Genomic DNA, 25,651 nt, shown 5'->3' with positions numbered 1-25,651 from the left:
TGAACTGAACCAGAAACAACGTACATAAAATAAAACGCCCAGAAGTAGAATAGCTTTAAATTACGCAAACTGGCATCGTTTTTCATACGGTGTCAGTTTTGTTTTTAGTTGAATGCGTTCAAAATTATAAAAATAGATATACTCATCGATAACCTCGTTAGCCTCTGCAAATGTTTTGAGATGTATTCTCGAAATGCATTCTGCTTTCAAAATACTAAAAAAGTTTTCAGCTAATGCGTTATCATAACAATTTCCTCGCCTTGACATGGACGGTGTAATACCATACTCTTTAGTTAGGTTAAAATACCCCTGTGAAGTGTATTGAAACCCTTGGTCACTATGGAGTTGCAGCTCTGTAGTGACTTTTTCCTTTTTCATGGCAGTTCGAATTGTTTCAAGAACTAAATTTACAGTTTGTTCTGTTCCTGTTTTATAAGCAATAATACTGCGATCAAACGCATCGCGTATCATTGATAAATACAGGATTCCTTGGAGTGTATGGATGTATGAAATGTCGGTAACCCATTTCTGATTCGGCGCAGTTGCTTCAAAATCACGATTGAGTAGATTTTCATATTTATGAAGTTGTTGCTGCATTCTCTTGTATTTTTTACGTCGGCGAATTTGAGATAATAAATTATATTTGCTCATTAAGCGAAGAACGGTTTTCGGATCAATAAATATATTTCTATTCTGTTGAAGCCACAAATGAACCCTTCGATATCCATACGTTCTTTTTGATATTTCTTGGCATACCGCAATTTCTGCTACGATTCGTTCATTGCGATTCGGTTGATTCATGCGATGAACAAAATCATAGTACCCACTGCGTGATACATCAAAAAAGTCACACATTGCAGAGATAGAATAGCTGTCTTGGTTTTTATAAATTGCCATGTATTTTACAGATGGCCTCACTTCCTTCCAACGATTTGAAGAAAAGAACGTAATAGTTCGTTTTCCATCTTTAAACGCTTGATTTCATTATCTCTTTTATCCTGTATGGTAACATAGCTTTTAGGCGGTCTGCCTTTTTTCCGTGGAATAATTCCAGATTCAATCATCTTTTGTTTTCGGTTGTGTCTTCGGATTAGTTCTTTGATTACGTATTTATCCTTAAATCCATAGAACTCGCTAATTTCACGATTCGTTTTGCCTTCTTCTTTCATTTTTAGAACGTCGAGAATAATGTGTTCTCCAAAATGTTTTATTCCTCTTTGCCCTGACATATGAACACCCCCAGTCATAGATTAATTATCTACAACTGGGGGTGTTTTGTCATTGTCCGTTTTTATTGGTTCAGTTCAGCGGCAGGGGCGGTGATTTATTTGCTTATTTGTTGACTACATTCAAGGCGGCGCCGCTTTGAAAAGCTTTGATATTATCGGCCAGCAAACCGATCAGCCGTTGGCGTGATTCGAGACGCCGCCAACCGATATGAGGCGTCAGAATAACATTGTCCATAGTGAAAAGTGGGTTGTCAGGCGATGGCGGTTCGGGATCCTGAACGTCAAGGGCGGCGCCGGCAATAATGCCTTGTTGCAGTGCGGCGATCAAATGTTGCTCTTGAATCAGCGGACCGCGGGCCGTATTGATCAAAAAAGCGCTAGGTTTCATCAGGCGTAGCCTCTGTTCGTCAATCAAGTAGCGCGTATCCGGAGTGAGCGGACAGTGCAGGGAAATGAAATCGCTTTGGCGTAGCAGTTCATCGAGGCTGGCATGGCGGATCTGGGGAGATTCCCAGCTGAGTTCGCGGCGGCTGTAGACGAGGATATTCATGCCTAAGGCGAGTGCAATTTTAGCGACCTCGCGCCCAATCGCCCCATTGCCGCCGATCAGGCCAAGTGTTTTGCCTTGCAGTTCAAAGTGTGGGACTTGAAGAAATTTTGTGAAGTTATCATAGTTTTTTTCTAAGAGCATGCGCTGCTGCCGGAGCAGCGAAGAACTGAAGTTGAGCAGATAGGTGATGACAAGTTGAGCGACTGCACCGCTGCTATAGCTGGGGATATTACAAACCGCGATGTTTTTTTCACGGGCTGCTTCGATGTCAATATTGTTGTAACCGGTGCCCGCTTCACAAAGCAGACGGACGGAAGCTGGAAATTGACGGATCAGGTCGGCGGGAATTGGCATTTCTTTTGTTATCACGATATCCTGTCCGGCGACACGCTCAAGAACTTGCTCCGGCGTCGTGTCAGGGTATAGCGTCAGTTTACTGAGTGCGGCGAGCGGCGAAAAATCAAGTCCTCCGTCAAAATTAAGTTTAGCGGCATTGAGTAGGACTGCATGATGCATAAGCAACTCTCCTTCTTATCAAATTTCGTTAAAACTCTCTTCAGTATAACAGTGATAAGAAATGCGTAACAGTATAAATTTATTGTGATTTTAAAAATTAAAAAAATTTAAAAAAAGCCGTAGGAATTATTTAGAATGTGGCGAAAATAAGTAAAGTTGGTCAACGTGTTATGAAGGCGAAAAGGATAAAACCGCGCGGTCATACACAGGAGCACTAGTATTAATATGGGAATTACGGAGTTGAGAATGATGTCAGTGCGCGTAGCCGATATTTTAAAACTTCCAACATTAAAGTTAGCTCATATTTTAGTCGGGAGCAGGGGACTTGGGCGTGAAGTCGAATATGTCGATGTTTTGGAAAGCCCGGACATCGATGTTATTATCAAACCGAGAGTGCTATATTTAACCAGTGGCTTTGTCTTTCGCGATAATGAACGGTTGCAGCGATTGCTCCTCTCGCGTTTGCAGGACACGGGAGCTGCAGGATTGATTGTCGAGCAAGGACGCTATTTGACGCCGCTGCCGCAACATATGATGGAAACAGCGGATCGTCTGCGCTTTCCGATAATTGAATTGCCGCATGGCGCAGTCTTTGCCGACGTGATTAGTGAAAGTTTACACGCTATTTTTATGCAGCAAGGCGATGCGCTGCGCAAATCGCAAGAGATTCAAAAACGGCTGACTGAGGTAGCGGTAGGGGGCGGCAGTTTGCGGCAGATCGCACAGACGCTGGCCAACTTGGTGCGCAATACGGTTATCGTAGCGGATCGGGCTTTTTCGCTCTTGTCGTTTGCTTTTTGGGAAAAAGAGCATAAAACCGCGAAACGCAAAGCCTATGTCGGTACGACCTTGGATCAATATTTGTATAATCTTGAGAAGACCGGATTTATCAATCGAATCCGTCAAACTAAAAAGGCCAGCCGCGTCGAGGTCTTGTTCAGTAAACAGGGGGAGCAGGCCTGGGTTGTCGTACCGATCATTATCAACGGCGATATTCTCGGCTATATCGCGGTGCTTGAAGATTATCACCGCTTACATGAGGCCGATTGGGCAGCCTTGGAACAGGCGGCAACCATCACGGCGATTGCCGTCTATAAAGAAATGACGGAAAGCGAAGTGCTGCGCCGCCAGCGCAATGACTTTCTTTTGCAGGTGCTGGAAGGCCGTTTGACGGCAGAAGACTTAATTTTGGAGCAGGCGAAGCACTTGCATGTAACGCTGGAGGGAAAATGGGCGGTTTGGCAGATGGAATTTACAAACCTCGAAGCCTACTGCCGCGATCACTTTCCGGAAGGCTCGCAAGCAGAGGGGGATGTTACGGCCAAAGTGATGCGAATGATCGCGACGCATCTTGCGGATAAGCAGCGGGATCTGCTGATCGTCAGCAAAGAGAAACGCTTGACGATTCTTTGCCCGGCCAAAGACTGGCTGGCGAAAGACGAGGTCATGCAGCGTGTGGCGGAGGTTCGTCAGGAAATCACGCATTTTTCACCGGAACTGACATCCGCAATCGGAATCAGCCGTCTGTGCGATGGACATCAAAAATTGGCGCAGGCTTATCGGGAAGCGCGTGAAACGCTGGCCATCGGCAGGAAGCTCGATGCAGCCAGAGAAATCTATTCTTTTGCTGATTTAGGCGTATATCAGATTTTGATGAAGTTCAAAGACCATCCGGATATGAAGGAGTATTATCAGTCGATCCTCGGCAAGTTGGATCAGCTGGATGCGGCGACGCGCGGGGATTTGCTGAAAACGCTGGAAGCTTATTTTTCGGCAAATGCCAATATTTATAAAGCGGCGCAGAATTTATATCTGCACCGAAACAGCATGAAGTACCGCTTGGAGCGGATCAAAGAAATGCTCGGGGTCGATTTGGATGAACCGGAAATCCGTTTTAATGTGCAATTGGCGCTTAAGATGCGCCATCTCTTGTGATGTTTCTTTGGCGGCGACTGCTGTAAAAAGCAGATGGCCGCGTGTGGTTTTGCTTGGGCAGGATGGCGCTGAAACAGCCGAATATTTTGCCGATCAATTAAAGATAACTCGTATGAGGAGGACAGCATGATAACGAAACAATTGGAACAAAGTGCAGAGATTGCTATCCAGCAATGCATGGCTGTTAAAGCGGGAGAAACGGTATTGGTTGTTGCGGATGAGCCTACGCGCAATGTTGGCCGTGCGCTGTGGGAAAAAGCGGTGGAAGCGGGCGCGGAAGCGTTGTATATGGAGATGACGCCGCGCAAAAATGACGGGGTGGAACCGCCACCGGCCGTAGCGGCAGCGATGCTGCATGCGGATGTGATTTTAGGCGCTACTTCGCGTTCGATTTCTCATACGCAAGCGCGCAAGGCGGCCAATAAAAATGGCGCGCGCATTGCGACGTTGCCGGGAATTACCGAGGATATCATGCAGCGAACCTTGTGTGCGGATTACCGGACGATTGCGAAATTGGCGGAAAAGTTTGCACAAATTCTGACGGCGGGGAAAACGGCGCATGTCACAACTCCAGCCGGAACGGATATCCGTTTGTCGATTGACGGACGCGAAGGCAAACCGGACACCGGCATAAATCATACCGCGGGCGATTTCAGCAATTTGCCCGCGGGCGAGGCGTACATTGCTCCGCTGGAAGAGACGGCGGAAGGAATTTTGGTGATCGATGGCGCGATGGCCGGGATCGGCGTGTTGGAAGCGCCTATTAAGTTGACGGTGGAGAAAGGCTATGTGACTAAAATTGAAGGCGGACGTGAGACGGAAAAGCTGGAAGCGATGTTGGCTGATTACGGCAAACTAGCGCGCAATATCGGAGAGCTTGGCATCGGCACGAATGATCAGGCGGTTTTGTCCGGCCGTGTGCTCGAAGACGAAAAGGTCAAAGGAACGGTGCATTTTGCGCTCGGCAACAATGTCGGCTTTGGCGGCAAGGTGCAAGTGCCGTTGCATCTTGACGGCATTTTATTGAATCCGACGCTGACCATCGATGGCCAAGTCATAATTAAAGACGGCAAGCATTTGATCAACATAGATTAAAAAGAGGACTGTGAAAAATTTAGCGATAAGTTTTTCACAGTCCTTCTTAAATCTAATCGCAGAGAAGCGGCTTTTTGTATTGAAAAATGCGGCTTTTCGTGGGAAAATAGAAGGGAAGACAGCGGAATACGGAGGTCGAAGTTGTGCTCAGAATCAGTGTCGCCAATTTACGGCCAGGCATGCAAGTGGGCCGCAATATTTTTAATGCGGAAGGCAATTTGATGTTGAGTCAGGGCGTTTGCCTGACCGATGCCTATATAAAGAGATTGAGTGAAATCGGCATTGTTGCGGTATATATTGAAAGTGCTTTTGCCGGCGAAGAACTGCCAGAGGTACCGGAGGTTTTGACGGAAGCGACGCGGATTGATGCTATGACCGCGATTCAGGATATCTTCCATAAGCTGCAGCTTACCAATCGAGTTGACGTCGGCAAGGCGAAGACCGTGGCCAAGGGCATCGTAGCGGAAATCATAGCGAACCCGCAAGTGGTCTTTCATTTGAACGACATACGCTTGCACGACGATTATACGTTTGCCCATTCGGTGAATGTCGCCGTATTGTCGACGATTATCGGATCGAGCCTTGGTTATGGAGAAGGCCAGTTGCGCGAGTTGGCAATCGGTGCCTTGCTGCATGACGTCGGGAAAATGTTGGTTCCAAAAGAAATCATCAATAAGCCGGGACGGTTGAATGCGGCGGAGACTGAAATTATGCGCCGCCATTCTGAACTGGGCTTCGAATTGTTGCGCAAAGAAGATGAGATGCCGCTCCTGTCGGCGCATATTGCGTTCCAGCACCATGAGAAGGTGAACGGAAAAGGGTATCCGCGCGCACTGGAAGGCGAGGAGATTCATGAATATTCGCGCATTGCAGCGATTGCCGATGTCTATGATGCGCTCACGTCGGAACGTTCTTATAGCCGTGCCTCTTTGCCGCATGAAGCGCACGAGTTTTTGATGGCGGGCGCAGGCAGCCATTTTGATGCGTCCTTGTTGGAGCTCTTTTTTAAACATGTGGCTATCTATCCCATCGGCGCACTGGTGCAACTCAACAGCGGCGAAATCGGCGTCGTGGTTCAGGTGAAACCGGATCTTCATTTTAGGCCGCGCATCAGAATTCTTGTCGACGCAGACGGGCAGAATGCAAAACCGCCGTGGGAAGTCGATATGTCGCAGCATTTGACGGCTTTTATCGAGCGCGTATTGTCGGAAAAAGAAGTGATAGCGTTTCTGACATAAGGGAGGCGGATATGATGCGAAAAGAAAGCGTAGGGATCTTTTTCTTCAGCCTGATCGTTTCGTTCCTTCTCTTTGTCGCTCCAGCATGCGGCGCGACTGCGCCGACGATGTCTGAGGATGAAATGACAATCTTAGCCTTGATGAATGAAGACCGCCGCCAGGCAGGACGATTGCCGTTGGCTGCAAATGACAAACTGGCTGATGTTGCGCGTAAGCATGCGCAAGATATGCTTGCATACGACTACTTTTCCCATACCGACCGCCAAGGCCGCTCGCCATTTGATCGTATGAAGGCCGGTGAGATTGCGTTTATTGCGGCAGGAGAGAACATATACAAAGGGCTTAACGACCCGGTAGGTCCGGATCTGACAATCGCAGAAACGTTTTTGATGCAAAGTCCGGGGCATCGCAAGAATATATTGGAGCGTGATTTTACACAAGCAGGCATTGGCGTCGTTCGGTCAGAAGACGGTTGGCTGTATGTTGTGCAGTGTTTTATCCGCCCGCCGCACAAGCAATGAGAAAGGGAATAGAACAATGAAGAACAAACCGTTACTAGTGCTGGCCGTCGTGCTGACGGCCTTGCTTTTATTTGGCGCGCCGGAGGCTGCGCTGGCGGCTCCTGTAGAGCAGCCTGGAGTTGCGGCGGAAGCCGCTTGTCTGATGCTGACAAGCTCGAAGCGTGTTTTATACGATAAAAATAAAGACGGCATCATGTATCCGGCCAGTACGACAAAGATCGTCACACTGCTGACGGCGCTCGAGAAGGGACAGCTGAATGATGAAGTCGTGGTGTCTGAAGCGGCCGCCGACTGTGAAGAGTCGCGCCTTGGCTTACATGCCGGCGATCGTCTGTCTTTGCGGGAACTTTTGTACGGCATGATGCTGCCTTCCGGAAATGATGCGGCCGTTGCCGTAGGTGAACATGTCGGACACGGGTCACTTGAAGCCTTCATTGCGATGATGAATGAGCAAGCACAGCGGGCGGGCGCGACAAGAACGAATTTTACCAATCCGCATGGTCTGCCGGACCCGATCAATCATTATACGACCGCTTATGATATGGCGCTGATCACGACGTATGCCTATGGAAAACCGGAATTTACGTCGATTGTCAATAGCCGGACGCATAGCGTCATCTTTGCCAACCGCGGAAAAATTACGGTTTCGAATACGAATCGCCTACTGGGTCGTTTTGCGGGAGCGAACGGCGTTAAAACCGGTTACACGCGAGAGGCCGGCGAATGTTTGGTCGCCGGCGCAGAGCGCGGCGGCGTTCAGTTGATTGCGGTGGTTTTAAATAGCCCGCAGCGCTGGGCGGATGCAGCGAGACTCTTGGAATACGGTTTTAAGACGCTTGGCATTCAGTAAAAGAGGATACAAATCACTTACTGGGGAAAAAGGGGTTTGGCTTTATCTGTAGAAATGGATAAAGAAAGGATCAGCAGTAGGGGAGGCTTTGTTACATGTCAATTTTAAAATGGAATGAGAAGTATCAAACCGGGGTAAAACAATTTGATCAGGAACATCAGCAACTGCTGCAGCGTTTTAATGATTTATATACAAATATCTTCGAGTGCGAAACGTTAGAACAGGAACGCAAACTAACGGCGGAAGTGCTGCAGGATTTGCTTGATTATGTACAATATCATTTTACCGCGGAAGAAGAGTTGATGAAAAAACATCACTATCCCGAATATGAGGAGCATCAAAAAGCGCATGGTTATTTTATCAAAGAGGTAACGGCGCTTTTGACTAAACATGAAGGCGGAGAACTGGCCCTATCGTTTCCGATATTTTCTTTTGTCAAAGAGTGGATCGATAATCATATCCTGATCGTCGACAAGCGCTACAGTGAGTTTTTCAAAAATAAGCTGGAACAATAAAAAGACGGCCCGCAGGGGGCCGTCTTTTAGCTTGCTTTTGTCTTTGCTGCTGCTTGAGAATTTTTCCCCATGAACAGCACATAATAGAAATAAGTGGCGATTACAGCGGGGATACCGGTGTATAAAACGATGTGCTGTGTTTCGTCCAGCCAGAGACTGGCTACGACGCCGAGATTGAGGAAGATAACAAGAAGGGGAACCAACGGGTAGAGCGGTGTGCGGAAGGTCAAATCTTTCAGGCTGCCGCCTTTGGCAATAAACTCTTTGCGGAAGTTTAACTGGCACCAGCCGATGATTACCCAGATCAGGCAGCCGGTTACGCCGGTGCTGGACATTAGCCAGAGGTAAACGCTGTCGGCTGCGTAGGCACTGGTCAACAGTGACATGCAGGCCAACGCCAGCGTCAAGAAAATGCCGTTATAAGGCACATCCCGTTTCGTCAGATTGCCCAACCACTGCGGCGCCAGACCCTCTTTGGACATCGACCAGAGAAGACGCGAGCAGGCGTAAAGCGCTGAATTTCCTGCCGACAACGCGGAGGTCATAACGACGAAGCTCATAATATCTTTTGCGATCGGCATGCCCATCATGCCGAACACGTGTGCAAACGGGCTTTCAAGAACGCCGGCCTCCTGCCAGGGAATCGTACCGGCTAAAACGCCCATCGCCAGAACGTAGAAAATGATGATGCGGGCCGTGATGCCTTTGATAACGCGGGGGACATGCTTGCCGGGGTTGTCGCATTCACCGGCGGCGATGCCAACCAGTTCTGCGCCTTGGAAGGAATAAACAACAGCAACCATCGTCAGGAAGACGGCATTGAAGCCGTTAGGAAAGATTCCCTCGCCGCCGGTGTTGAAATTGCTGAACATCAGCGCTTCATGACCGCTGTTAAAACCAAACATCATACTCGCGCCTGCAATAATGAAGCCGATGATCGCGGCAACCTTGATGCTGGCAAACCAAAATTCCGCTTCGCCATAAGCTTTAACGGAAACGAGATTCAATACGGCAAGGACTACTGCGAACACGGCGCACCAGATCCATGTAGATACCATGGGGAACCAATTGTTCATAATGATGCCGGCGGCGGTAAAATCGGCCGCGATGCAAATCGCCCAGTTGATCCAGTATAGCCAACCGGTAGTGAAACCGGCCGCCGGAGAAATAAAACGAGTCGCATAACTTTGAAAAGAACCGGAAACCGGCATTGCTACCGTCAGCTCGCCGAGGCAAAGCAAGACCAGATACATGATGAAGCCGCCAAACAGATAGGCCAGCAGTGCACCAAGCGGGCCGGCTTGGTTGATCGTTTGACCGGAACCGAGAAAAAGGCCGGTGCCGATCGTGCCGCCGATAGAGATCATCATCAGATGGCGGGATTTCATGTCGCGGCGCAGAGACTCTTTCTGCGGCATCATTTGCGACAATAATGAATTTTCGTTAGACATGGAAGATACCTCCTTGTAAAAATAATAATAAGTGCGAGCTTTTCTAAAAAAAGAAAAATGGTTGCGAGGCTCTACGCCCACAACCATTACAATTCTCACATTCCGACGAACGCGAAGCTTGCGTTGCTGTGAGATAGCGCTTCATCGTATTGCTTTCGATGACAGTCCAGCATCTGTTCGATGCAAGCCCAGCAAGAAATTCTTTGGCAAAATATCCTGCTTCGGCAGTTGCCCCTTTCACTTCGGATCCTTGTTGCCTGCTCCCCGAAGATACTGATGACACCCGCGCCTCTATCCTACACGCCCTATTAATTTCCACTTAATTGTAAAGGAAAAAAAGGTGCTTGTCAATTGAACAAACCGGAAAAATGTCCGTGATACTGTATACATTGACGTTAAACGTCTGAAACCATATGATAAAAGAGGAGTAAAGTAAAGGGAGGCTGCGTATGGCAAAAAAGGAACCCATTCTTGACGCGAAATTCGCCCAATCATTGGTGGATATTATTGCAGCGGAATTAAACAAAAATGTAAATATTGTCGATGAAGACGGCATTATTATTGCTTCATTTAGTCCGGAACGAATTGGTAAATTGCATGAAGCGGCTGCGCTTCATTTAACCGGCAGTCTGGCCGAAGAATTTTCCGTTAGCGAGGCTGATGAGAAAAAATGGCCGGGCGTGCGCAGCGGATTTAACGTTGCGATCCGTTATCGCAATCGCAGGGCTGGATTCATCGGCGTCACAGGGCAACCGGAGACTGCGGCGCCTTATGCCAGACTGGCAGCCCGTTTCGTTGCCGCGGCACTGGAGGCGAACGAACGCCAGCAACTACTGCTGAAGACATTGCGGGAGAAAAAAGAGCTGCAGTCCAGCCTGCTGAATCAGATTATTCGCGTTCAGGAAGAAGAGCGACGCAAGATATCTCGCGAGCTTCACGATGAAACCAGCCAATCATTGACTTCCATTATAATGGGCTTGCGTTTGCTGGCGGAACAGATGCCGGAGGAAGCGTGGCGGGAAAAAGTGCTGGCGATGCGAGAGGTGGCGGCGGGAACGTTGGATGCGGTTCACCGTTTAGCGGTAGAGCTTCGTCCGCTTTTACTCGATGATCTCGGACTTGCACCGGCGCTGCAGCGCTATGCGGAAACATACGCTAAACAATATGGCATCAATGTGCAGTTGGATGTGAGCGAAGTTGCAGGTTGTCGTTTCTTGCCGGAGATCGAGACCGCTTTATACCGCATCGTTCAGGAGGCGCTGACTAATATTGCGAAGCATGCCGAGGCCAGTCAGGTTTGGATTTGCATCGGCAAAAAACAACGTCGTCTTTATTGTCGCGTGCAAGATGACGGAAAAGGCTTCGAGCGGACGATACTGAATAAAGCGGTTGACGGCAGACCCTGCCTTGGCATTCACGGTATGCAGGAACGGGTGGAATTGTTGCAGGGCGAGTTTGAAATTATCTCTCAGCCCGGCGGCGGTACGACCGTATGGGTTGAAGTGCCGGCCCGTAAACGATAAAAAAGCCAGATGCTGCTGCATCTGGCTTTTTATCGTTTTATTTTGCTCCGGCCTGGTACGATTGATCGAGAAGCTGGATAACATGGAGCGAATCCTGTGTCATGCCGTTTTGGATCAGACCATCTGTAATGTGCATCCGGCAACTGCCGCAGCTTGTGGCGACGATATCGGCCTTGGTTGATGCGATATCGGCAACCTTGCGGTCGTTAATCTTGCGTGAGAGTTCATAGTTGGCGAGACTGAAGGAACCACCGGCGCCGCAGCAACGGGCAGGTTCTTTCATCTCGGCGAACGTTACGCCGGGAATGGCTTGCAAAATCTCACGCGGTTGTTTCGTTACCTTAATGCCGCGCGCCATGTGACAGGGGTCGTGCATGGTTACGGTCGCAGCGACTTTGCCTAACTTGCTGCGATCGAATTTTGCGATATCCACAAGAAATTCGCTGATTTCATAGGTTTTGGCGGCAAGTTTCTTCGCCTTTTCCGTCATCAAAGCATCATCGGCAAAGAGGTGGGGGTATTCGATCTTGAAGGCTTCCGCGCAAGAGCCGCAAGCAGCAACGACATAATCGCAAGGCGTTTCACTGAAGATGTCAATGTTGTGCTTAGCCAAGACGCGTGCCGAGTCAATATCGCCGGACATATAAACCGGCGTACCGCAACAGTGTTGCAAGGAAGGCAGCGTAACTTCGATGTTGTTCGCTTTCAGAACGTTCAGAACCGAATTACCGATATCGGTATAAATGTAATTAATCGTGCAACCGGTAAAGAAGAGGACTTTTAGACGCGGCTTATCAACTTTGATCGTTTCAGGATGCTGACTGCGCAGCGGCGTGGAGGCAAACGGCGCTGTGATGCGGCGTTTGTCCATACCCGGCATCGGGAAACGGGCAATGGCAGCCATTTTTCCCGGCAGCTTTTTAAAAGACAACGGTCCGAACAGACCGGCCATGCGCAGGCTGAAATCAAATAACGGACGATTCTTCAAGAGGGCAAAAACCTTTTGCTTGATCGGGTGCAGACCGCGCGCCTTGACGATTGCCTGGCGGCCTCGCAAAATCAAGTCGTCGGCCGGTACGCCGCAAGGGCATTTGGCGGCGCAAGCCTTACAGGAAACGCATTTTGCCATTGCCGTATCAAAATTAGCCGATAAGGGAATGACGCCTTTTAAAACGCCTTCCATTAAAGAAAGTTTGCCGCGTGCGACCGCATTTTCCCGGCCGATTTCTTTATACAGCGGGCAGACTTCCATACAATTGCCGCATTTCATACAATTGGCTAATGCATCCTCGATATCTTTCAGTAAAGCTTGATCCTGAGAGCGGATATCCTGGGCAGTGATTTTCTCCGTCATTGCTTAACACTCCCCTATCAGTTTTCCTGGATTGAGAATCAGATTAGGATCCAGGGCGCGCTTGATCGACTTCATCGCATTCATGGCAACAGGGCCATGCTGCGCCTGCATCCAAGGGAGCTTGCCAAGACCGATGCCATGCTCGCCGCTCAGCGTGCCGCCCAGTTCAATGGCAGTGCGGAACATTTCGTCCATTGCCTTTTGCACGCGTTCCATTTCTTTGCTGTCGCGAATGTCGCAAACGATTGTCGGGTGCATATTGCCGTCTCCGGCATGACCGAAAGTGCCGATTGTGACCTGATGTTTGACGGCAAGTTGACTGACGGCCCGTAGAAAGGCTGGAACCTGGTTGCGAGGGACCGTTGCATCTTCGACATAGGTGGTGGGGCGCAGTTTGGCCAGAGCCGGCAAGGCTGCACGGCGTGCGGCCCAAAGTTTGTCGCGCTCATTGTCGTCCTTCGCGATTTGAACGGAATCGGCATGGTTGGCGGTGAGTACTTCCATGACTTTCGCGGCTTCCTTTTCCACGACGGTAGGGTTGCCGTCCACTTCGATCAAGAGCACGGCTTCGGCGTCGAGCGGCAGGCCGACATGTGCATAATCTTCTACGGTGCGGATCGTGGCATTGTCCATAATCTCCAGCGTTGCCGGAATGATTTTGGCGGCAATGATGCCGGAGACGGCTTTGCCCGCGTTATCCAAATCTTTAAAGATTGCCATCATGCTTTTCTTTGCTTCCGGCGCCGGAACCAACTTAACGGTCGCTTTGGTAATAACGCCGAGAGTTCCTTCTGCACCGGTGAATAACTTGGTCATATCGTAGCCGGAGACGTCTTTAACGTTCTTACCGCCGGTCGTCATAGTGTCGCCGCTGGCAAGGACGATGTCAAGTCCCATTACGTAATGTTTGGAAACGCCGTATTTCAGACCGCGCAGTCCGCCTGCGTTTTCGGCGATGGTGCCGCCTAAGGTTGCGGTGTTTACTGTACCGGGGTCGGGAGGATAAATCAAACCATGAGCGGCGACCGCTTTATTCAGGTCAGCGACGATGACGCCCGGTTCGGCGACTGCAACCAGATTTTCCAGATCGATTTCAATGATTTTATTGAGCCGGGTCATGAGTAAGACGATGCCGCCTTTTGTCGGAACGCAACCAGCGCTTAGATTGGTGCCGGAACCACGCGTATAAACAGGGATACGGTTTTCATTAGCCAGTGCGAGTATTTTTCCAGTCTCTTCAGCATTGGCAGGCATAACAACAACGTCCGGCATATGAGCATGACCAGGGGTTGCGTCATACGAATAGGAATACAGATCCTCCTGTGTGGTAAGAACATTTTCCTTGCCTACGATTGCAGTCAGGGAATCCAGTAGCTTCTTCTCCATAACTCAAGCTCCTTTAAGTTAAATTATTTCAAAACACTAACAATAAGGCTTACTATGATTCTGCACTTTTTGTCGAAAAATGTAAATCGGGCAGACCCTGTAAAATAACGTAAGGTGTTATCCTACAATGAAGTAAGATAACACCTTACGTTATTTTACAAAGGTAATAGTTTGTGTTGGATCGCATAGTTGACCAGTTCCGATTTTTTGTGGATGGCCAGTTTGCCCATGATGCGCGAACGGTACGTGTCGACGGTCTTGGGACTAAGCGACATTTGGCGGGCGATTTCACTGTTGGTATAGCCTTGGGCGAGGTAGCGTAAGACTTCGCGTTCTCTGACGCTGAGCAACTGATAGGGATCGTTTTCCGGCAATGAGGCATCCGAAGTTTTATGCAGCAGATTGTCAATCAGCGTATGTGCCACGATTTCGCTCAAATGCTTTTGCCCGCTGTGTACTTTGCGAATGGCCTCGACCAATTCCGTATCGGCCGATTTTTTTAGCACGTAACCATTGGCGCCGGCTCGCATGACTTCTTTGATATATTCTGCTTCGTCATACATGGTAAGAACCAAAATCGGGCAAGTAAGACCGCGGGCGCGAATTTCATTAATGCAGTCAACGCCGTTCATATCCGGCATCGACAAATCGAGCAATAACAAGTCCGGTTCGCATTCTTCGACCAATTGTAAGGCTTGCAAACCGTTGTCGGCTTCACCGATGACAGTGAAGTCGGGATAAAACGTCAGTAAGGCTTTCAATCCGGAACGCAGTACGGCATGATCATCAGCGATGACTATGCGAATGGGCGTCGTTTCGATGGTAAGCAGCCCCCTTATCTTTTCTTTTCACTGTATCACAATGGTGGGTGTACTGTAAATCATAGCGCGGATTCTTTTCTTGCGGTATAATGGAGGAAAAAGTCTCTGACGGAGGTACAGATATGAATTTGTTTGATGTCATAGGCCCGATCATGATCGGTCCGTCCAGTTCGCACACAGCGGGGGCGGTACGTCTTGGAAACTTGGGAAAAGCCATTCTGGGTGAAAAAGTTCAAACAGCTGTTGTCGGGTTGCATGGATCTTTTGCCCAGACGTACCGAGGTCATGGAACCGACCGCGCGTTGGCGGCTGGACTTTTAGGTTGGGCCACGGATGATGCTCGCATTCCGGATTCGCTGACGATCGCTGCAGACAGCGGGCTTGAAATAAGCTTTACGACAGTCAACCTGGGTGAATTGGCGCATCCTAATTCGGTGCAGTTTACTTTGACGGGCGAGAGCGGAAAAGTCTGTCGCGTCAAAGGTGCATCAATTGGCGGCGGCCAAGTGGTGGTCAGTGAGATCGATGGTTTTCCGGTAGAGTTGAGCGGCCAATTCCCGACGATTTTAACGATGCACAAAGACCGTCCCGGCGCCATTGCGTTGGTGACGAGCATTTTATCGACACAGGGCGTCAATATTGCGCAGATGAGAGTGTTCCGACGTGAAAAAGGCGGTTTGGCGGCGATGATTGTCGAGACCGATCAACCGATTGGCGATGCGGAACTGGAAGTGATTCAAAAATTGCCGCATATTGAGTCGGTACGCCGGATTCAGCTGGGGTGAAAAGCGAAGAGTAGAGGGGGACATTGAAAAATGGCCGAAAAATTATCGTTGCAACAATGGCTGCAGGCTGCTGAAGAAGAGAATAATACGTTTGGCGCCTATTGCCTCGCGTTTCAAGCCAAGGACATGGAGATGACGGAGCAGGCGATCCTTGAGCGGATGCTGGAAATCATGCAAGTCATGGAAGAATCGGCTCTTGCCGGACTTAAGGGCGTTAAATCGATGGGCGGTCTGGTCGGGCAGAACGCTTCGCTGATGGCTTCCTATCAGGAACGCAAAGAAAAATCGTTGGTGGGGCCGATCGTAAGCAATGCGATCCGCACCGCTCTTGCCGTCGGCGAGGCGAATGCCGCGATGGGACGGATCGTCGCGGCGCCGACGGCTGGCGCAAGTGGTACGTTACCGGCCGTTCTTTTGGCGCTTGAAGAGCCGTTGGCGTTGAAAAAAATTGATTTGGCAAGAGGCTTGGTTGTCGCTGGCGTGATCGGCATGGTCATCGCGTCCCGTGCATCGTTGTCCGGTGCGGCTGGCGGATGCCAGGCTGAGTGTGGTTCAGCCGCTGCGATGGCGGCGGCGGCCGCTGTCGATTTGGCAGGCGGTACGCCGCGGCAGGTCGGTCAGGCTGTAGCGATGACGATCAAGAATATGCTGGGCTTGGTTTGCGACCCGGTTGCCGGATTGGTCGAAGTTCCCTGTGTAAAACGCAATGCAGGCGCTGCTGCGCAGGCATTGGTTGCGGCAGAAATGGCGATGGCTGGCGTGGAAAGCGTGATTCCAGTCGATGAAGTCATTGATGCGATGTCCTCTGTGGGCTGCGCTATGTCAGGCACATTGCGCGAAACGGCCCAGGGCGGTCTTGCCGTTACCCCGACCGGGGCAGCATGGCAGGAAAAATTATTCGGTAAAAAGTAGCAGAAACAGCCAGGATTTGCGCGATGGAAGCAATCCTGGCTGTTTTTGCTAAACTTGAAAAAATGAAAAGAAAAATGTTTGCGGTATTCTGAAAATTTGAGTGGTATAATAGAAGAGCAAGGATACTATGTAGCATAGGGTGTGAAGATGAATGTCAGGTGAGGTCTTTTTCATCGGAAGCGTGACCTGTTTTTTTATGGGTGCCCTGGTTGCTGTTATTATGAAAGAAAATTCACGCATTAACAATTTGTTTTCACACCTCTTCGCCCTGGCGGGAAGTTTAGCGGCAGCGGCGTCTGCTTGCGTTGTCTATGCGACTGGGCAGGGGTGGGAAATCGGACTGCCTTTTTCTGTTTGGCAGGAAGAGGCGATGTTTCGCCTCGACCACCTAGGCGCCTTCTTTCTCTTTATGACGGGCGTCGGCGGAGCTGCGGTCAGTTTGTATGCGATCGGCTATTGTCGTAGCTATATGAGGCGCAGATTATGGCTGTTGACAGGGCTTTACAATGTCTTTCTCTTGTCGCTGGTATTGGTATTTAGCGCACAACATGCGCTTTTATTTCTACTGGCCTGGGAAGTCATGGCGCTCTCCTCTTGTCTTTTGGTCAATCATGAATATGAAGAAGCGGGAGTCAGCCAAGCGGCTTATTTATATTTTGCCATGACGCAAGCAGGAACTGCTTTTATCGTCATGGCTTTTTTTTCTCTTGCCGCCGCCAGCGGCAGCATGGACTTTAGTCTGCTGAACGGAGCGTTCTTGACAGAAGGAGAACGTAACTTTGTTTTTCTCTGCGCTCTCATTGGCTTTGGCGCAAAAGGAGGCTTGATGCCTCTTCATATCTGGCTGCCGCGGGCGCATCCTGCAGCCCCCAGTCATATTTCCGCGCTAATGTCGGGCGTTATGCTAAAAACAGCGGTGTATGGGATGCTGCGCATGTCTTTGCAGTTTTTGCCCAGCGGGCCATTGTGGTGGGGAGAGTTGATGGTCGCGGTGGGCTTGATTAGTTTATTGTTGGGGATTTTATATGCATTTTTAGAAAAAGACTTGAAACGGTTGTTGGCTTACAGCAGCGTGGAAAATGTCGGTTTGATTTTTTTTACCATTGGCGTGGGTCTCTTGTTTTCCAGTAAAGGGGACTGGGCGGCGGCTCAGTTTGCCTGGACGGCTGCGCTTTGCCACGCGCTGAATCATTCGCTCTTTAAGACACTGGCTTTTTTAGGCGTGGGAGCCGTTTATCAGGCAACGCACAGCAAGGACGCCGACCAGTTGGGCGGTTTGATCAAAAAAATGCCCTATACGGCTGTATTCTTTCTTATCTCTGTAATGGCCCTGGCTGCACTTCCGCCGCTCAATGGATTTTGGGGCGAGTGGCTGATTTTTCAGGCGGTGTTGCAATTAGGACCGGTTTTAGGCGGTATGGTCGGCAAGCTGATTAGCGCGCTTTTGATTGCGGGGCTTGGGATGGCGGGCGTGTTTGCAGCCGCTTGCTTTGTTGAAGCCTTTGGCATCAGTTTTCTGGCCAAGGCGCGAAGCAAAGGGGCCGATGAGGCGAAAGAAGTCGCTTTGACAATGCGGGCAGGGCAGGGCGTCTTGGCTCTTTGCTGCGTGGGAGCGGCCGTGTTCCCGCAATTCGTCATTCAAAATGCTGCAGCAGCGTTGCCGGCGGGAGTGCTTGTCTGGTCAGGCGATATGTCCTTGTTTTCTGCCGCCTTGCCTAACGGATATAGCATCGACAGTCGCTGGCTAATCGCCTCGTTGTTTGCGGGTCTCGTTCTCAGTTTGGGTTTGGCGCGTTTAGGCGGCAAGGAAAAGCAGACGCCGGGTGAAACTTGGACCTGCGGTATTGTGCCGGATCGCCAGATGGAATATACGGCCAGCGGGTTTTCCCAGGCGGCTAAACGAGCCTTTCGCCGTGTCGTTCATCCGCATGAAGAGCAATTGATCAATCAGAGTCCGCATCGTTATCATGGACAGAAATTGAGCTATGAAATTCGATTGCATTATTTGTTCAGTACGCAGATTTATGAACCGCTGCAGCGCAGATTGGTGGAAGCGGCTCAAATTATGAAACAAATTCAAGGCGGCAGTGTGCAGGTTTATGTGGGATATATCTTTGTCGTGACCATTGCTGTCTTGCTGTGGAGTGCGAGGTGATGGAGATGAATTTGACGGAAACATCTAATGTCATCGTGGCGATTGCAAGCGCGCCTTTGCTAAATGGACTGATCAAGGCTGCGAAAGCGCGCTTGCAGAACCGACGCGGACCAAGGTTGTTACAGGGGTATTTTGATATCAGAAAGTGGCTGCATAAGGATGCGGTGGTGTCGCCTACGACATCATGGATTTTTGCGGCGGCGCCCTACGTATATCTGGCGGCGACGGTTGCGGCGACAGTACAGCTCTTCGCTATGGACTTTATTGTCATGATTTATTTGTTGGCCAGCGGACGCTTCTTTCTTGTGCTGGCATCGCTCGATGCCGGCAGTGCGTTTGGCGGCATGGGCGGGGCGCGGGAAATGTTCATTGCCGCGCTAGTTGAGCCTGCGTTGCTGTTGGCGGCGGCCACATTGGCGCTGCCGGCGCAAAGCACGCAAATGGCGCTTCTGACAGCAACGGCAGAAAGCGGTTCGATTCAGTTGTCGCAGTTGCTGGCGGCGATTGCCTTCTATCTCGTCTTAGTGGCGGAGACTGGTCGAATTCCTGTCGATAATCCGGATACGCATCTCGAACTGACGATGATTCACGAAGGAATGATCCTCGAATATTCCGGTCACCGGCTGGCCTTGATCCATTTGGCAGCTGCCCTAAAACAGCTTCTTTTCATTGTGCTGTTCTGCCAATTGTTTTTGCCGTGGGGAGATGCGGCCTGGCTGGCGGTAAAAGTGATGCTGGTTGCGCTGCTATTGGCGCTGACCGAGACAAGTACCAATAAGATGCGACTCTTTAAAGTACCGGAATTTCTCATGTTATCGGGCCTGATATCTTTGTTGGCGTTGCTTGCGCAGTAAGGAGGCGGAATATGAATATACTGACGGTATTATTGATGCTGACGTCCTTCAGTTTGACCCGGGTATCACATATGAAGACGGCGGTGCAACTTTTAGTGGCGCAATCGCTTATGGTCGCAGCCGTATGCGTAGTCGTGGCTGCAGAAACAGCGAGTCTGCACGGCTATCTGGTTGCAGGGCTGACGCTCGTAGTAAAGGCAGGGTTGATCCCTTTTTCTCTGCTGCGCATGCTGAAAGCGTCCCGCCACGAAAGAGAAATTCATCCGATCTTATCCTATAATTTATCCTCGCTGGCGGCGGGTCTTTGCCTCGTATTAGCGCACAGTATCGTTGGGCAGGCGAAAATCGGCGCGGATAATGGCGAAGCGCTGGCATCGGCGATCGCGTTAACGCTTTTAGGTTTGATGTTGATCATGACGCGACGCCAAGCGCTTATGCAGGTCGTCGGTTTACTGACAATGGAGAACGGTTTATATTTGGTGGGGCTGTCGATTACGCATGGTCTGCCTTTGATTATTGAATTGGGCATCTTTTTTGATGTTTTGGTTGTAGCCGTTGTTCTTTCGATTCTAATTCGTCGTTTACGCTTGAAAGGATTATCGACGGACACGAGTCAATTACAAGAATTGAAAGGTTGATGCTTTTTGGATGTATTGATCGGGCTAATTGTCGGTGTTCCAGCGGCCATTGCGGCAGCGGGCTTTCTTTTGCACGAACGAAAAGATGCATTGCAAAGGCTTAATCAAGGCGGAAGCCTGATCTTGTTGCTGCTGATTGCCATAGTGGCGAGAGCGGTTGCGCAGCATGGCGTCATTCAAGGAGGTCTTTTTTACGTCGATTCGCTCAGCGCCCTGCTGCTTATTGTGGTCGGTATCTTGCAGACGACGGCATGCTGGGTTTCAGCGCCTTATCTGGCGGAGGAAGGCGTAAGCAAAGAGGAATTGGCTAAATACTATGCGCTGTTGCAGCTGTTCATCTGCACGATGCTATTGGTTTTGATGGTGGAAAATCTGGGCATTATGTGGGTCGCGGTCGAAGCTACGACGCTTGCCTCAGCGCTCTTAGTGGCTTTTTACGTCAGCCGTTCGGCGCTGGAGGCGGCCTGGAAATATGTTATGGTTTGTACGGTCGGAATCTGTCTGGCGTTACTGGGTTTGATGATCCTTTATTATGCACAGACGGCAGCGGGCGGAAACGGCAGCGATGCATTGAGCTGGCTTGTGTTGCGCCGTGAGATCGGCACGTTGAACCCGCTGCTTGTAAAGCTGTCGCTGATTTTTATTGTGATCGGGTATGGCACAAAGATCGGTTTGGCGCCGATGCATACTTGGCTGCCTGATGCGCACAGTCAGGCGCCGTCACCGGTCAGCGGCCTTCTTTCCGGCGCTTTGCTGAGCTGCGCCATGTATGTGCTCTTAAGACACCTGGCGCTTTTTCAGGACGCAGTGCCGCATGCTTTCTTGCAATGGTTGCTGCTAGGGTTTGGTTTGTTCTCGATTGTGGTTGCGCTGCCGTTCATTTTGGTGCAGCATGACGTGAAACGTTTGTTGGCCTACTCAAGCGTTGAAAACATGGGGATTATTCTGGTCGGCGTAGGAATTTGGACGCCGCTGGCCATGTATGGCGCGTTACTGCATCTGATTAATCATGCGTTGATAAAATCCGCCTTATTCTATTTGTCAGGCGTGATTGCGCAGCGTTACCACACCAAGGACATTTTGCGCATCCGGGGCCTTGTCAGGCTGATGCCGCTAACCGGCAGTTTATTTTTGCTGCTCTTATTAACGATTACCGGAGTGCCGCCGATGGGCATCTTCATCAGCAAACTAACGATCATATGGGCTGCGTTTCAAAGCGGCGACCGTTTGCTGGGCGTAAGCCTGCTGCTGCTTTTGGCCGGAGTTTGCGCGGGACTTTTGTATTATTGCTGGCAGATTTGTTTCAGCGTACAGCCCCGGCAGGCGGTACCGTCAGAAGCGGAACGGGTTGTGCTGGCGGCGGCCGGAATATCTTTTTCCGTCGTCTTATTTTTAGGCTTGGTGATGCCTGTCTGGCTGGGTGAGATGCTGCACCAAGCGGTGTTGATGGTTATGGGGGGATGAAAATGGCCTGGAATGTGGATAAGAATGTCTGGTTACTGCGCAGTGAGGATTTAGTCGAGCAGGGGTTTTCTTTGGCGGCCATGTTTGCTAATGATGAGCGGCAGCAGCGCGGAGCTTTTGCCGTTTATGCGGTTTTTGCCAAAGCGGGCGAGTGGGAAATCATGCGGACGCTCTGTCGGCCGGGGGATGAAAAATTCCCTTCGATGGCAGTGGCATTGCCCGCTGCCGCCTGGTATGAACGCGAGATTCATGACTTGTTCGGCCTCGTTCCGGAAGGGCATCCTGATTTGAGACCGCTGGTCTTGCACGAATGTTTTGCGCAGGGGCATCATCCGCTTCGCAAAGATAGCGCAAGCGAGAGCGGAGAAAAAGGCGAGATGCTTTCGTACCCAATGTCATCGGTCAGCGGCCCGGGCGTGTTCCAAGTTCCGGTTGGACCAATCCATGCAGGCATTATTGAACCGGGGCATTTTCGTTTTAGCCAGGCGGGCGAAGAAATTTTGCAGTTGGACGCAAGATTGTTTTATACGCACCGGGGAATCGAAAAGGGCTTGGAAGGACAAACAATTGCACGTGCGGCCTTTATAGTGGAAAGGATTTGCGGCGCCTGTTCGGTATCGCATGCGTTGTCATTTGCACAGGCCGTGGAAAAATTAACGGCAACGCCCGTGCCGCCGACCGCCCGTTATTTGCGTATTGTGGCGGCGGAACTGGAGCGGATTTACAATCATGTGGGCGATGTCGGCAATCTATGCGCCGGCGTCGGTCTTGCCGTAGGCGTCAGTTTGGGCAGCCGCTTAAAAGAAATGCTACAGCGCTTAAACGGACGATTGTGCGGGAACCGTTTTTTGCGCGGCTGGGTTGTGCCGGGCGGCGTCTCTTTCGATCTGACGTTGGAACGACAAAAAGATATGGAAGAAACGCTTTGCGCTGTAGCCGCGGAGTTTGAAATACTGGCTACCATGCTGCAGGAGATGGAGTCTTTCACGGATCGTGTTGAAAAAACGGGCATACTGACGAGACAGGCGGTTGCTGACCTATGTATAGTCGGCGTGGCTGCAAGGGCCGCAGGCGTTCCGGTTGACGAACGGCGCGATCATCCTTACAGCGCTTATGATGAAATGGATTTTACCGTTGCGCTTCAGGAAAGTGGCGATGTCGCGGCACGTTTATGGGTGAGAGTCGACGAAGTCAGAGAATCACTGCGCTTGATTCAGCAGGCGACGGCGCTGCTTTTACCTTTAGAGCGGCACTTGCGCAATCCGCTGGGGAAAATGAAGCCGTTCACGACCGCACTTGGCTGGAGCGAATCGGCGCGGGGGTCGAATCTGCACTGGATCATGGCGGGCGAAAACGAAACGATTTACCGTTATGTTGTCCGATCGGCCTCTTATCCGAATTGGCCCGCACTTAGCGTAGCGGCGCCGGGCAATATTATTCCCGATTTTCCGCTGATCAATAAAAGTTTTGAACTGTGTTATGGCTGTTTGGATCGATAAGGGGGTTGGATGATGCTGCGCATGTTGAAACAAATTTTGCATACGGGGCTTGCGACCGAAGCGTACGCTGACGAAGAAGCTTCGGTAGGATTGCGCGGAGAGCTTGTCATTGAAGCGCAAGGCTGCGATGGCTGTGGGAATTGCGCTCTGAATTGCCCGACGGGTGCACTGGAAGCGAAGCGGAAAAGATTGAAATGGGAAAGAAAAAAGTGTCTCTTTTGCGGTTTATGTGTCACGCAGTGTCAGCGCTGTCTCAGCCAAACGCAAAATGTTGCTTTGGCGGAACTGGGACTTCGTTTGGAAGGAGAAGCGGGAATCCTGCTTAGGAAAAGGATTTCCAATGTGTTGGGCCGATCCCTGCATGTTCGTCATCTCGATGCCGGATCTTGCAATGCTTGCGATTTTGAGATGTCCGCATTGGGTTCGCCCATTTATGACTTGCAGCAATACGGCATAGATTTTGTCGCTTCACCGCGCCATGCCGACTTATTGATGGTAACCGGGGTCGTCACGAAAAATTTACTGGAAGCCATCAAAATGACATATGAAGCAACGCCGGAGCCGCGCTTGGTGATGGCGGTCGGGGCTTGCGCTTGCAGCGGCAAGGTTTTTCCAAAGGGGTATGCGGTGGTCGGGGCGCTTGATGACGTGTTGCCGGTCGATATCTATGTGCCGGGATGTCCGCCGAGTCCTAGTGCACTCTTGCAGGGACTGTTCATGCTGCTTGGAAAATTTTAAAAATAAGGGAGAGGAGTTTGGGGATCGGGAGAGAAATGTTTAAAAAGGAAGAAAATCAATGATGTTGATGGAGGAATTGTGGATGAAAACTCTGGTCAGTACCGATAGAGCGCCTCAGGCTATCGGACCTTACTCGCAAGCGGTAAAAGCGAACGGTTTTCTATTCGTGTCGGGACAAATTCCCTTAGATCCGATAACCGGTCAAATCGTGTATGGGGGAATCGAATCGCAAACGCATCAGGTCTTGACGAATATCAAGGCTGTTTTGGAACATGAAGGACTGACCTTTGACCATGTCGTGAAGTCGGGTGTTTTTTTGCAAGATATGAATGATTTTTCCCATATGAATAAGATTTATGGCGAATATTTTACCAGTCCATACCCGGCGCGTGCATGCGTACAGGTAGCAAGACTGCCGCGTGACGTAAGCATTGAAATCGAGGTCATCGCCGTTTATCCGTAATTGCGTCAAGCATGCTGAAAAGGAAAAAGATCCGTAGCCGTAATAGTGTGAACCCCAAAAGCGGGAAGTTTTAAAAAGAGCCTTATGCCGTATGTAGCTGCTCTCGATATTTTATCGGGGGCAGCTTATTCAATTTTAATTGTAGCCGATCATTGTTATAATAATAGATGTATTCTTCCACGATCTCAATGATTTGTTCGTTGGTAGCGGTGAAATCCTGAGAGTAGAAGGCCTCTGTCTTCAAATGTGAGAAGAATGATTCGATTAGAACATTGTCAAAGCATACTCCCACCTGGGACATGCTTTGGATAATGTTCTTTTCTTTTACAAACTCTTGAAACCTCGGGGATGTATATAAACCACCTTGATCAGAATGAAGAATCACCTTTTCGATATTTCGACCTTGGATAGCCTGATTTATCGTATCAAAGGCGAGTTCCAAATTAGGAGATGTACTAATCACACTGCTGATTACTTCATTATTGAAACCGTCAATAATGGCAGAGAGATACAGGTTGGTTTCGCCGATAGTGATGGTTGAAACATCGGTATACCACTTCCTATTTGGTGCATCTGCTTTAAATTGCCGCTTGATTAAATCCGCTTTTTTAACAGCCACGTCCGGTTTGAAGTGAACGAATCTCTTGCGGCTGATTCGTGCTTGAAGATTATTTTCAGCCATAATACGACTTACGCGCTTATGGTTGATGTTTAGCTGATATTCGGTTCTTAGCACCTCTGTAACGCGCCTATATCCGTAGCGCCTCTTGTGTTTACTGCAGATTATTCTAATGTGTTTAAGTAGTTCATTCTCCAACCTATCATCTGGTTGTTTACGCCATCGGTAATAATTAGTTTTTGGGATCTCAAGAAAGGTTAACATCTCTCCAATTGGATATTTACTCTTAAGCGCCTCGAGAATTTCTACGAGTTGCTTCTTTGTTGTTTTCCTAAGATCCCATTTAACTTTCCCAGTATTTCGTTGTGCATTTCAAGCTGCTTAATTCTAAGCCTTAGACACTCAATCTCTGATAATTCCTCTATCCCTTTTTTATAAGTATACTGTTTTCCGACAGGCTGCTGAAAGCGATGGGTTTCACCATTTCGATACCAACTCATCCATCTTTTAATCTGTGTTTTACTTTTTATTCCTAAGACT

The 25,651-nt window shown here is 49.8% G+C and carries 25 protein-coding genes and 1 riboswitch; of the genes, 16 read left to right on the top strand and 9 right to left on the bottom strand.

Annotated features, from left to right (window positions below; translation table 11 throughout):
• Window positions 1-60: 60 nt before the first annotated feature.
• From QTL79_RS17515 to QTL79_RS17505, 3 genes are all read right to left on the bottom strand, one after another.
• The gene (locus QTL79_RS17515) at window positions 61-897 is read right to left on the bottom strand and encodes an IS3 family transposase (protein WP_346353979.1); all 837 of its coding nucleotides are present in this window, start codon (window positions 895-897) and stop codon (window positions 61-63) included.
• 17 nt (window positions 898-914) lie between these two features.
• Window positions 915-1,229, bottom strand: coding sequence for a hypothetical protein (locus tag QTL79_RS17510; protein WP_346353978.1), 315 nt, complete (start codon window positions 1,227-1,229; stop codon window positions 915-917).
• Between the two features lie 103 nt (window positions 1,230-1,332).
• Complete coding sequence (locus QTL79_RS17505; RefSeq protein WP_346356234.1) at window positions 1,333-2,295, bottom strand: NAD(P)-dependent oxidoreductase; 963 nt, start codon at window positions 2,293-2,295, stop codon at window positions 1,333-1,335.
• A 225-nt stretch (window positions 2,296-2,520) separates the two neighbouring features.
• On the opposite strand from QTL79_RS17505, the gene QTL79_RS17500 reads away from it, so the two are divergent.
• From QTL79_RS17500 to QTL79_RS17475, 6 genes are all read left to right on the top strand, one after another.
• Window positions 2,521-4,230, top strand: a complete 1,710-nt coding sequence (locus QTL79_RS17500; RefSeq protein WP_346356233.1) for a PucR family transcriptional regulator — start codon at window positions 2,521-2,523, stop codon at window positions 4,228-4,230.
• A 126-nt stretch (window positions 4,231-4,356) separates the two neighbouring features.
• Complete coding sequence (locus QTL79_RS17495) at window positions 4,357-5,325, top strand: aminopeptidase (RefSeq protein WP_346356232.1); 969 nt, start codon at window positions 4,357-4,359, stop codon at window positions 5,323-5,325.
• 143 nt (window positions 5,326-5,468) lie between these two features.
• Entirely contained in the window at window positions 5,469-6,563 is a 1,095-nt protein-coding gene (locus QTL79_RS17490; RefSeq protein WP_346356231.1) for an HD-GYP domain-containing protein, read from the top strand.
• Between the two features lie 11 nt (window positions 6,564-6,574).
• Complete coding sequence (locus QTL79_RS17485; RefSeq protein WP_346356230.1) at window positions 6,575-7,084, top strand: CAP domain-containing protein; 510 nt, start codon at window positions 6,575-6,577, stop codon at window positions 7,082-7,084.
• Window positions 7,085-7,100: 16 nt separating this feature from the next.
• Window positions 7,101-7,934, top strand: coding sequence for a D-alanyl-D-alanine carboxypeptidase family protein (locus QTL79_RS17480; protein ID WP_346356229.1), 834 nt, complete (start codon window positions 7,101-7,103; stop codon window positions 7,932-7,934).
• 95 nt (window positions 7,935-8,029) lie between these two features.
• Complete coding sequence (locus tag QTL79_RS17475; protein WP_346356228.1) at window positions 8,030-8,449, top strand: bacteriohemerythrin; 420 nt, start codon at window positions 8,030-8,032, stop codon at window positions 8,447-8,449.
• Window positions 8,450-8,475: 26 nt separating this feature from the next.
• On the opposite strand, the gene QTL79_RS17470 is transcribed toward QTL79_RS17475, so the two are convergent.
• Complete coding sequence (locus QTL79_RS17470; protein WP_346356227.1) at window positions 8,476-9,900, bottom strand: amino acid permease; 1,425 nt, start codon at window positions 9,898-9,900, stop codon at window positions 8,476-8,478.
• A 126-nt stretch (window positions 9,901-10,026) separates the two neighbouring features.
• Window positions 10,027-10,202, bottom strand: a riboswitch (Lysine riboswitch).
• A 147-nt stretch (window positions 10,203-10,349) separates the two neighbouring features.
• Between QTL79_RS17470 and QTL79_RS17465 the strand changes: the two genes are divergently transcribed.
• Window positions 10,350-11,423 carry a sugar diacid recognition domain-containing protein gene (locus QTL79_RS17465; protein WP_346356226.1) on the top strand — a complete coding sequence of 358 codons (1,074 nt, stop codon included), beginning with the start codon at window positions 10,350-10,352 and terminating at the stop codon, window positions 11,421-11,423.
• Window positions 11,424-11,460: 37 nt separating this feature from the next.
• On the opposite strand, the gene QTL79_RS17460 is transcribed toward QTL79_RS17465, so the two are convergent.
• The 3 genes from QTL79_RS17460 to QTL79_RS17450 all read right to left on the bottom strand — a co-directional run bounded on the left by QTL79_RS17460 (window position 11,461) and on the right by QTL79_RS17450 (window position 14,957).
• Window positions 11,461-12,777: a (Fe-S)-binding protein gene (locus QTL79_RS17460; protein ID WP_346356225.1), complete on the bottom strand. Its 1,317-nt coding sequence runs from the start codon at window positions 12,775-12,777 to the stop codon at window positions 11,461-11,463.
• A 3-nt stretch (window positions 12,778-12,780) separates the two neighbouring features.
• Window positions 12,781-14,163, bottom strand: coding sequence for an FAD-binding oxidoreductase (locus QTL79_RS17455; RefSeq protein WP_346356224.1), 1,383 nt, complete (start codon window positions 14,161-14,163; stop codon window positions 12,781-12,783).
• Between the two features lie 155 nt (window positions 14,164-14,318).
• Window positions 14,319-14,957: a response regulator gene (locus QTL79_RS17450; protein WP_487249742.1), complete on the bottom strand. Its 639-nt coding sequence runs from the start codon at window positions 14,955-14,957 to the stop codon at window positions 14,319-14,321.
• Between the two features lie 149 nt (window positions 14,958-15,106).
• Here QTL79_RS17450 and sdaAB point away from each other — a divergent pair, with 149 nt between their 5' ends.
• The 9 genes from sdaAB to QTL79_RS17405 all read left to right on the top strand — a co-directional run bounded on the left by sdaAB (window position 15,107) and on the right by QTL79_RS17405 (window position 24,492).
• Entirely contained in the window at window positions 15,107-15,769 is a 663-nt protein-coding gene (gene sdaAB, locus QTL79_RS17445) for an L-serine ammonia-lyase, iron-sulfur-dependent subunit beta (protein WP_346356223.1), read from the top strand.
• 30 nt (window positions 15,770-15,799) lie between these two features.
• Window positions 15,800-16,681 carry an L-serine ammonia-lyase, iron-sulfur-dependent, subunit alpha gene (sdaAA, locus tag QTL79_RS17440; protein WP_346356222.1) on the top strand — a complete coding sequence of 294 codons (882 nt, stop codon included), beginning with the start codon at window positions 15,800-15,802 and terminating at the stop codon, window positions 16,679-16,681.
• 220 nt (window positions 16,682-16,901) lie between these two features.
• Window positions 16,902-18,836, top strand: coding sequence for a proton-conducting transporter transmembrane domain-containing protein (locus tag QTL79_RS17435; protein ID WP_346356221.1), 1,935 nt, complete (start codon window positions 16,902-16,904; stop codon window positions 18,834-18,836).
• Complete coding sequence (locus QTL79_RS17430) at window positions 18,836-19,690, top strand: respiratory chain complex I subunit 1 family protein (protein WP_346356220.1); 855 nt, start codon at window positions 18,836-18,838, stop codon at window positions 19,688-19,690. Before QTL79_RS17435 ends, QTL79_RS17430 begins: the two co-directional genes overlap by 1 nt.
• 11 nt (window positions 19,691-19,701) lie before the next feature.
• Window positions 19,702-20,328, top strand: coding sequence for a hydrogenase (locus QTL79_RS17425; protein ID WP_346356219.1), 627 nt, complete (start codon window positions 19,702-19,704; stop codon window positions 20,326-20,328).
• Between the two features lie 6 nt (window positions 20,329-20,334).
• Window positions 20,335-21,792 carry a proton-conducting transporter transmembrane domain-containing protein gene (locus QTL79_RS17420; RefSeq protein WP_346356218.1) on the top strand — a complete coding sequence of 486 codons (1,458 nt, stop codon included), beginning with the start codon at window positions 20,335-20,337 and terminating at the stop codon, window positions 21,790-21,792.
• 2 nt (window positions 21,793-21,794) lie between these two features.
• On the top strand, window positions 21,795-23,291 hold the full coding sequence (locus tag QTL79_RS17415; protein WP_346356217.1) for a hydrogenase large subunit: 1,497 nt from the start codon (window positions 21,795-21,797) through the stop codon (window positions 23,289-23,291).
• 9 nt (window positions 23,292-23,300) lie between these two features.
• Entirely contained in the window at window positions 23,301-24,029 is a 729-nt protein-coding gene (nuoB, locus tag QTL79_RS17410) for an NADH-quinone oxidoreductase subunit NuoB (RefSeq protein WP_346356216.1), read from the top strand.
• 82 nt (window positions 24,030-24,111) lie between these two features.
• The gene (locus tag QTL79_RS17405; protein WP_346356235.1) at window positions 24,112-24,492 is read left to right on the top strand and encodes a RidA family protein; all 381 of its coding nucleotides are present in this window, start codon (window positions 24,112-24,114) and stop codon (window positions 24,490-24,492) included.
• Between the two features lie 82 nt (window positions 24,493-24,574).
• On the opposite strand, the gene QTL79_RS17400 is transcribed toward QTL79_RS17405, so the two are convergent.
• On the bottom strand, window positions 24,575-25,384 hold the full coding sequence (locus QTL79_RS17400) for an IS3 family transposase (RefSeq protein WP_346355832.1): 810 nt from the start codon (window positions 25,382-25,384) through the stop codon (window positions 24,575-24,577).
• A gap of 32 nt (window positions 25,385-25,416) precedes the next feature.
• The coding region (locus tag QTL79_RS17395; RefSeq protein WP_428845490.1) for a transposase at window positions 25,417-25,651 on the bottom strand (235 nt) is incomplete at its 5' end.

Origin of the sequence: Azotosporobacter soli, from assembly GCF_030542965.1 — a bacterium.
GTDB lineage: Bacteria > Bacillota > Negativicutes > SG130 > SG130 > Azotosporobacter > Azotosporobacter soli.
The sequence above is the reverse complement of the archived record's forward strand: the minus strand, read 5'-3'. Positions and strand labels throughout refer to the sequence as shown.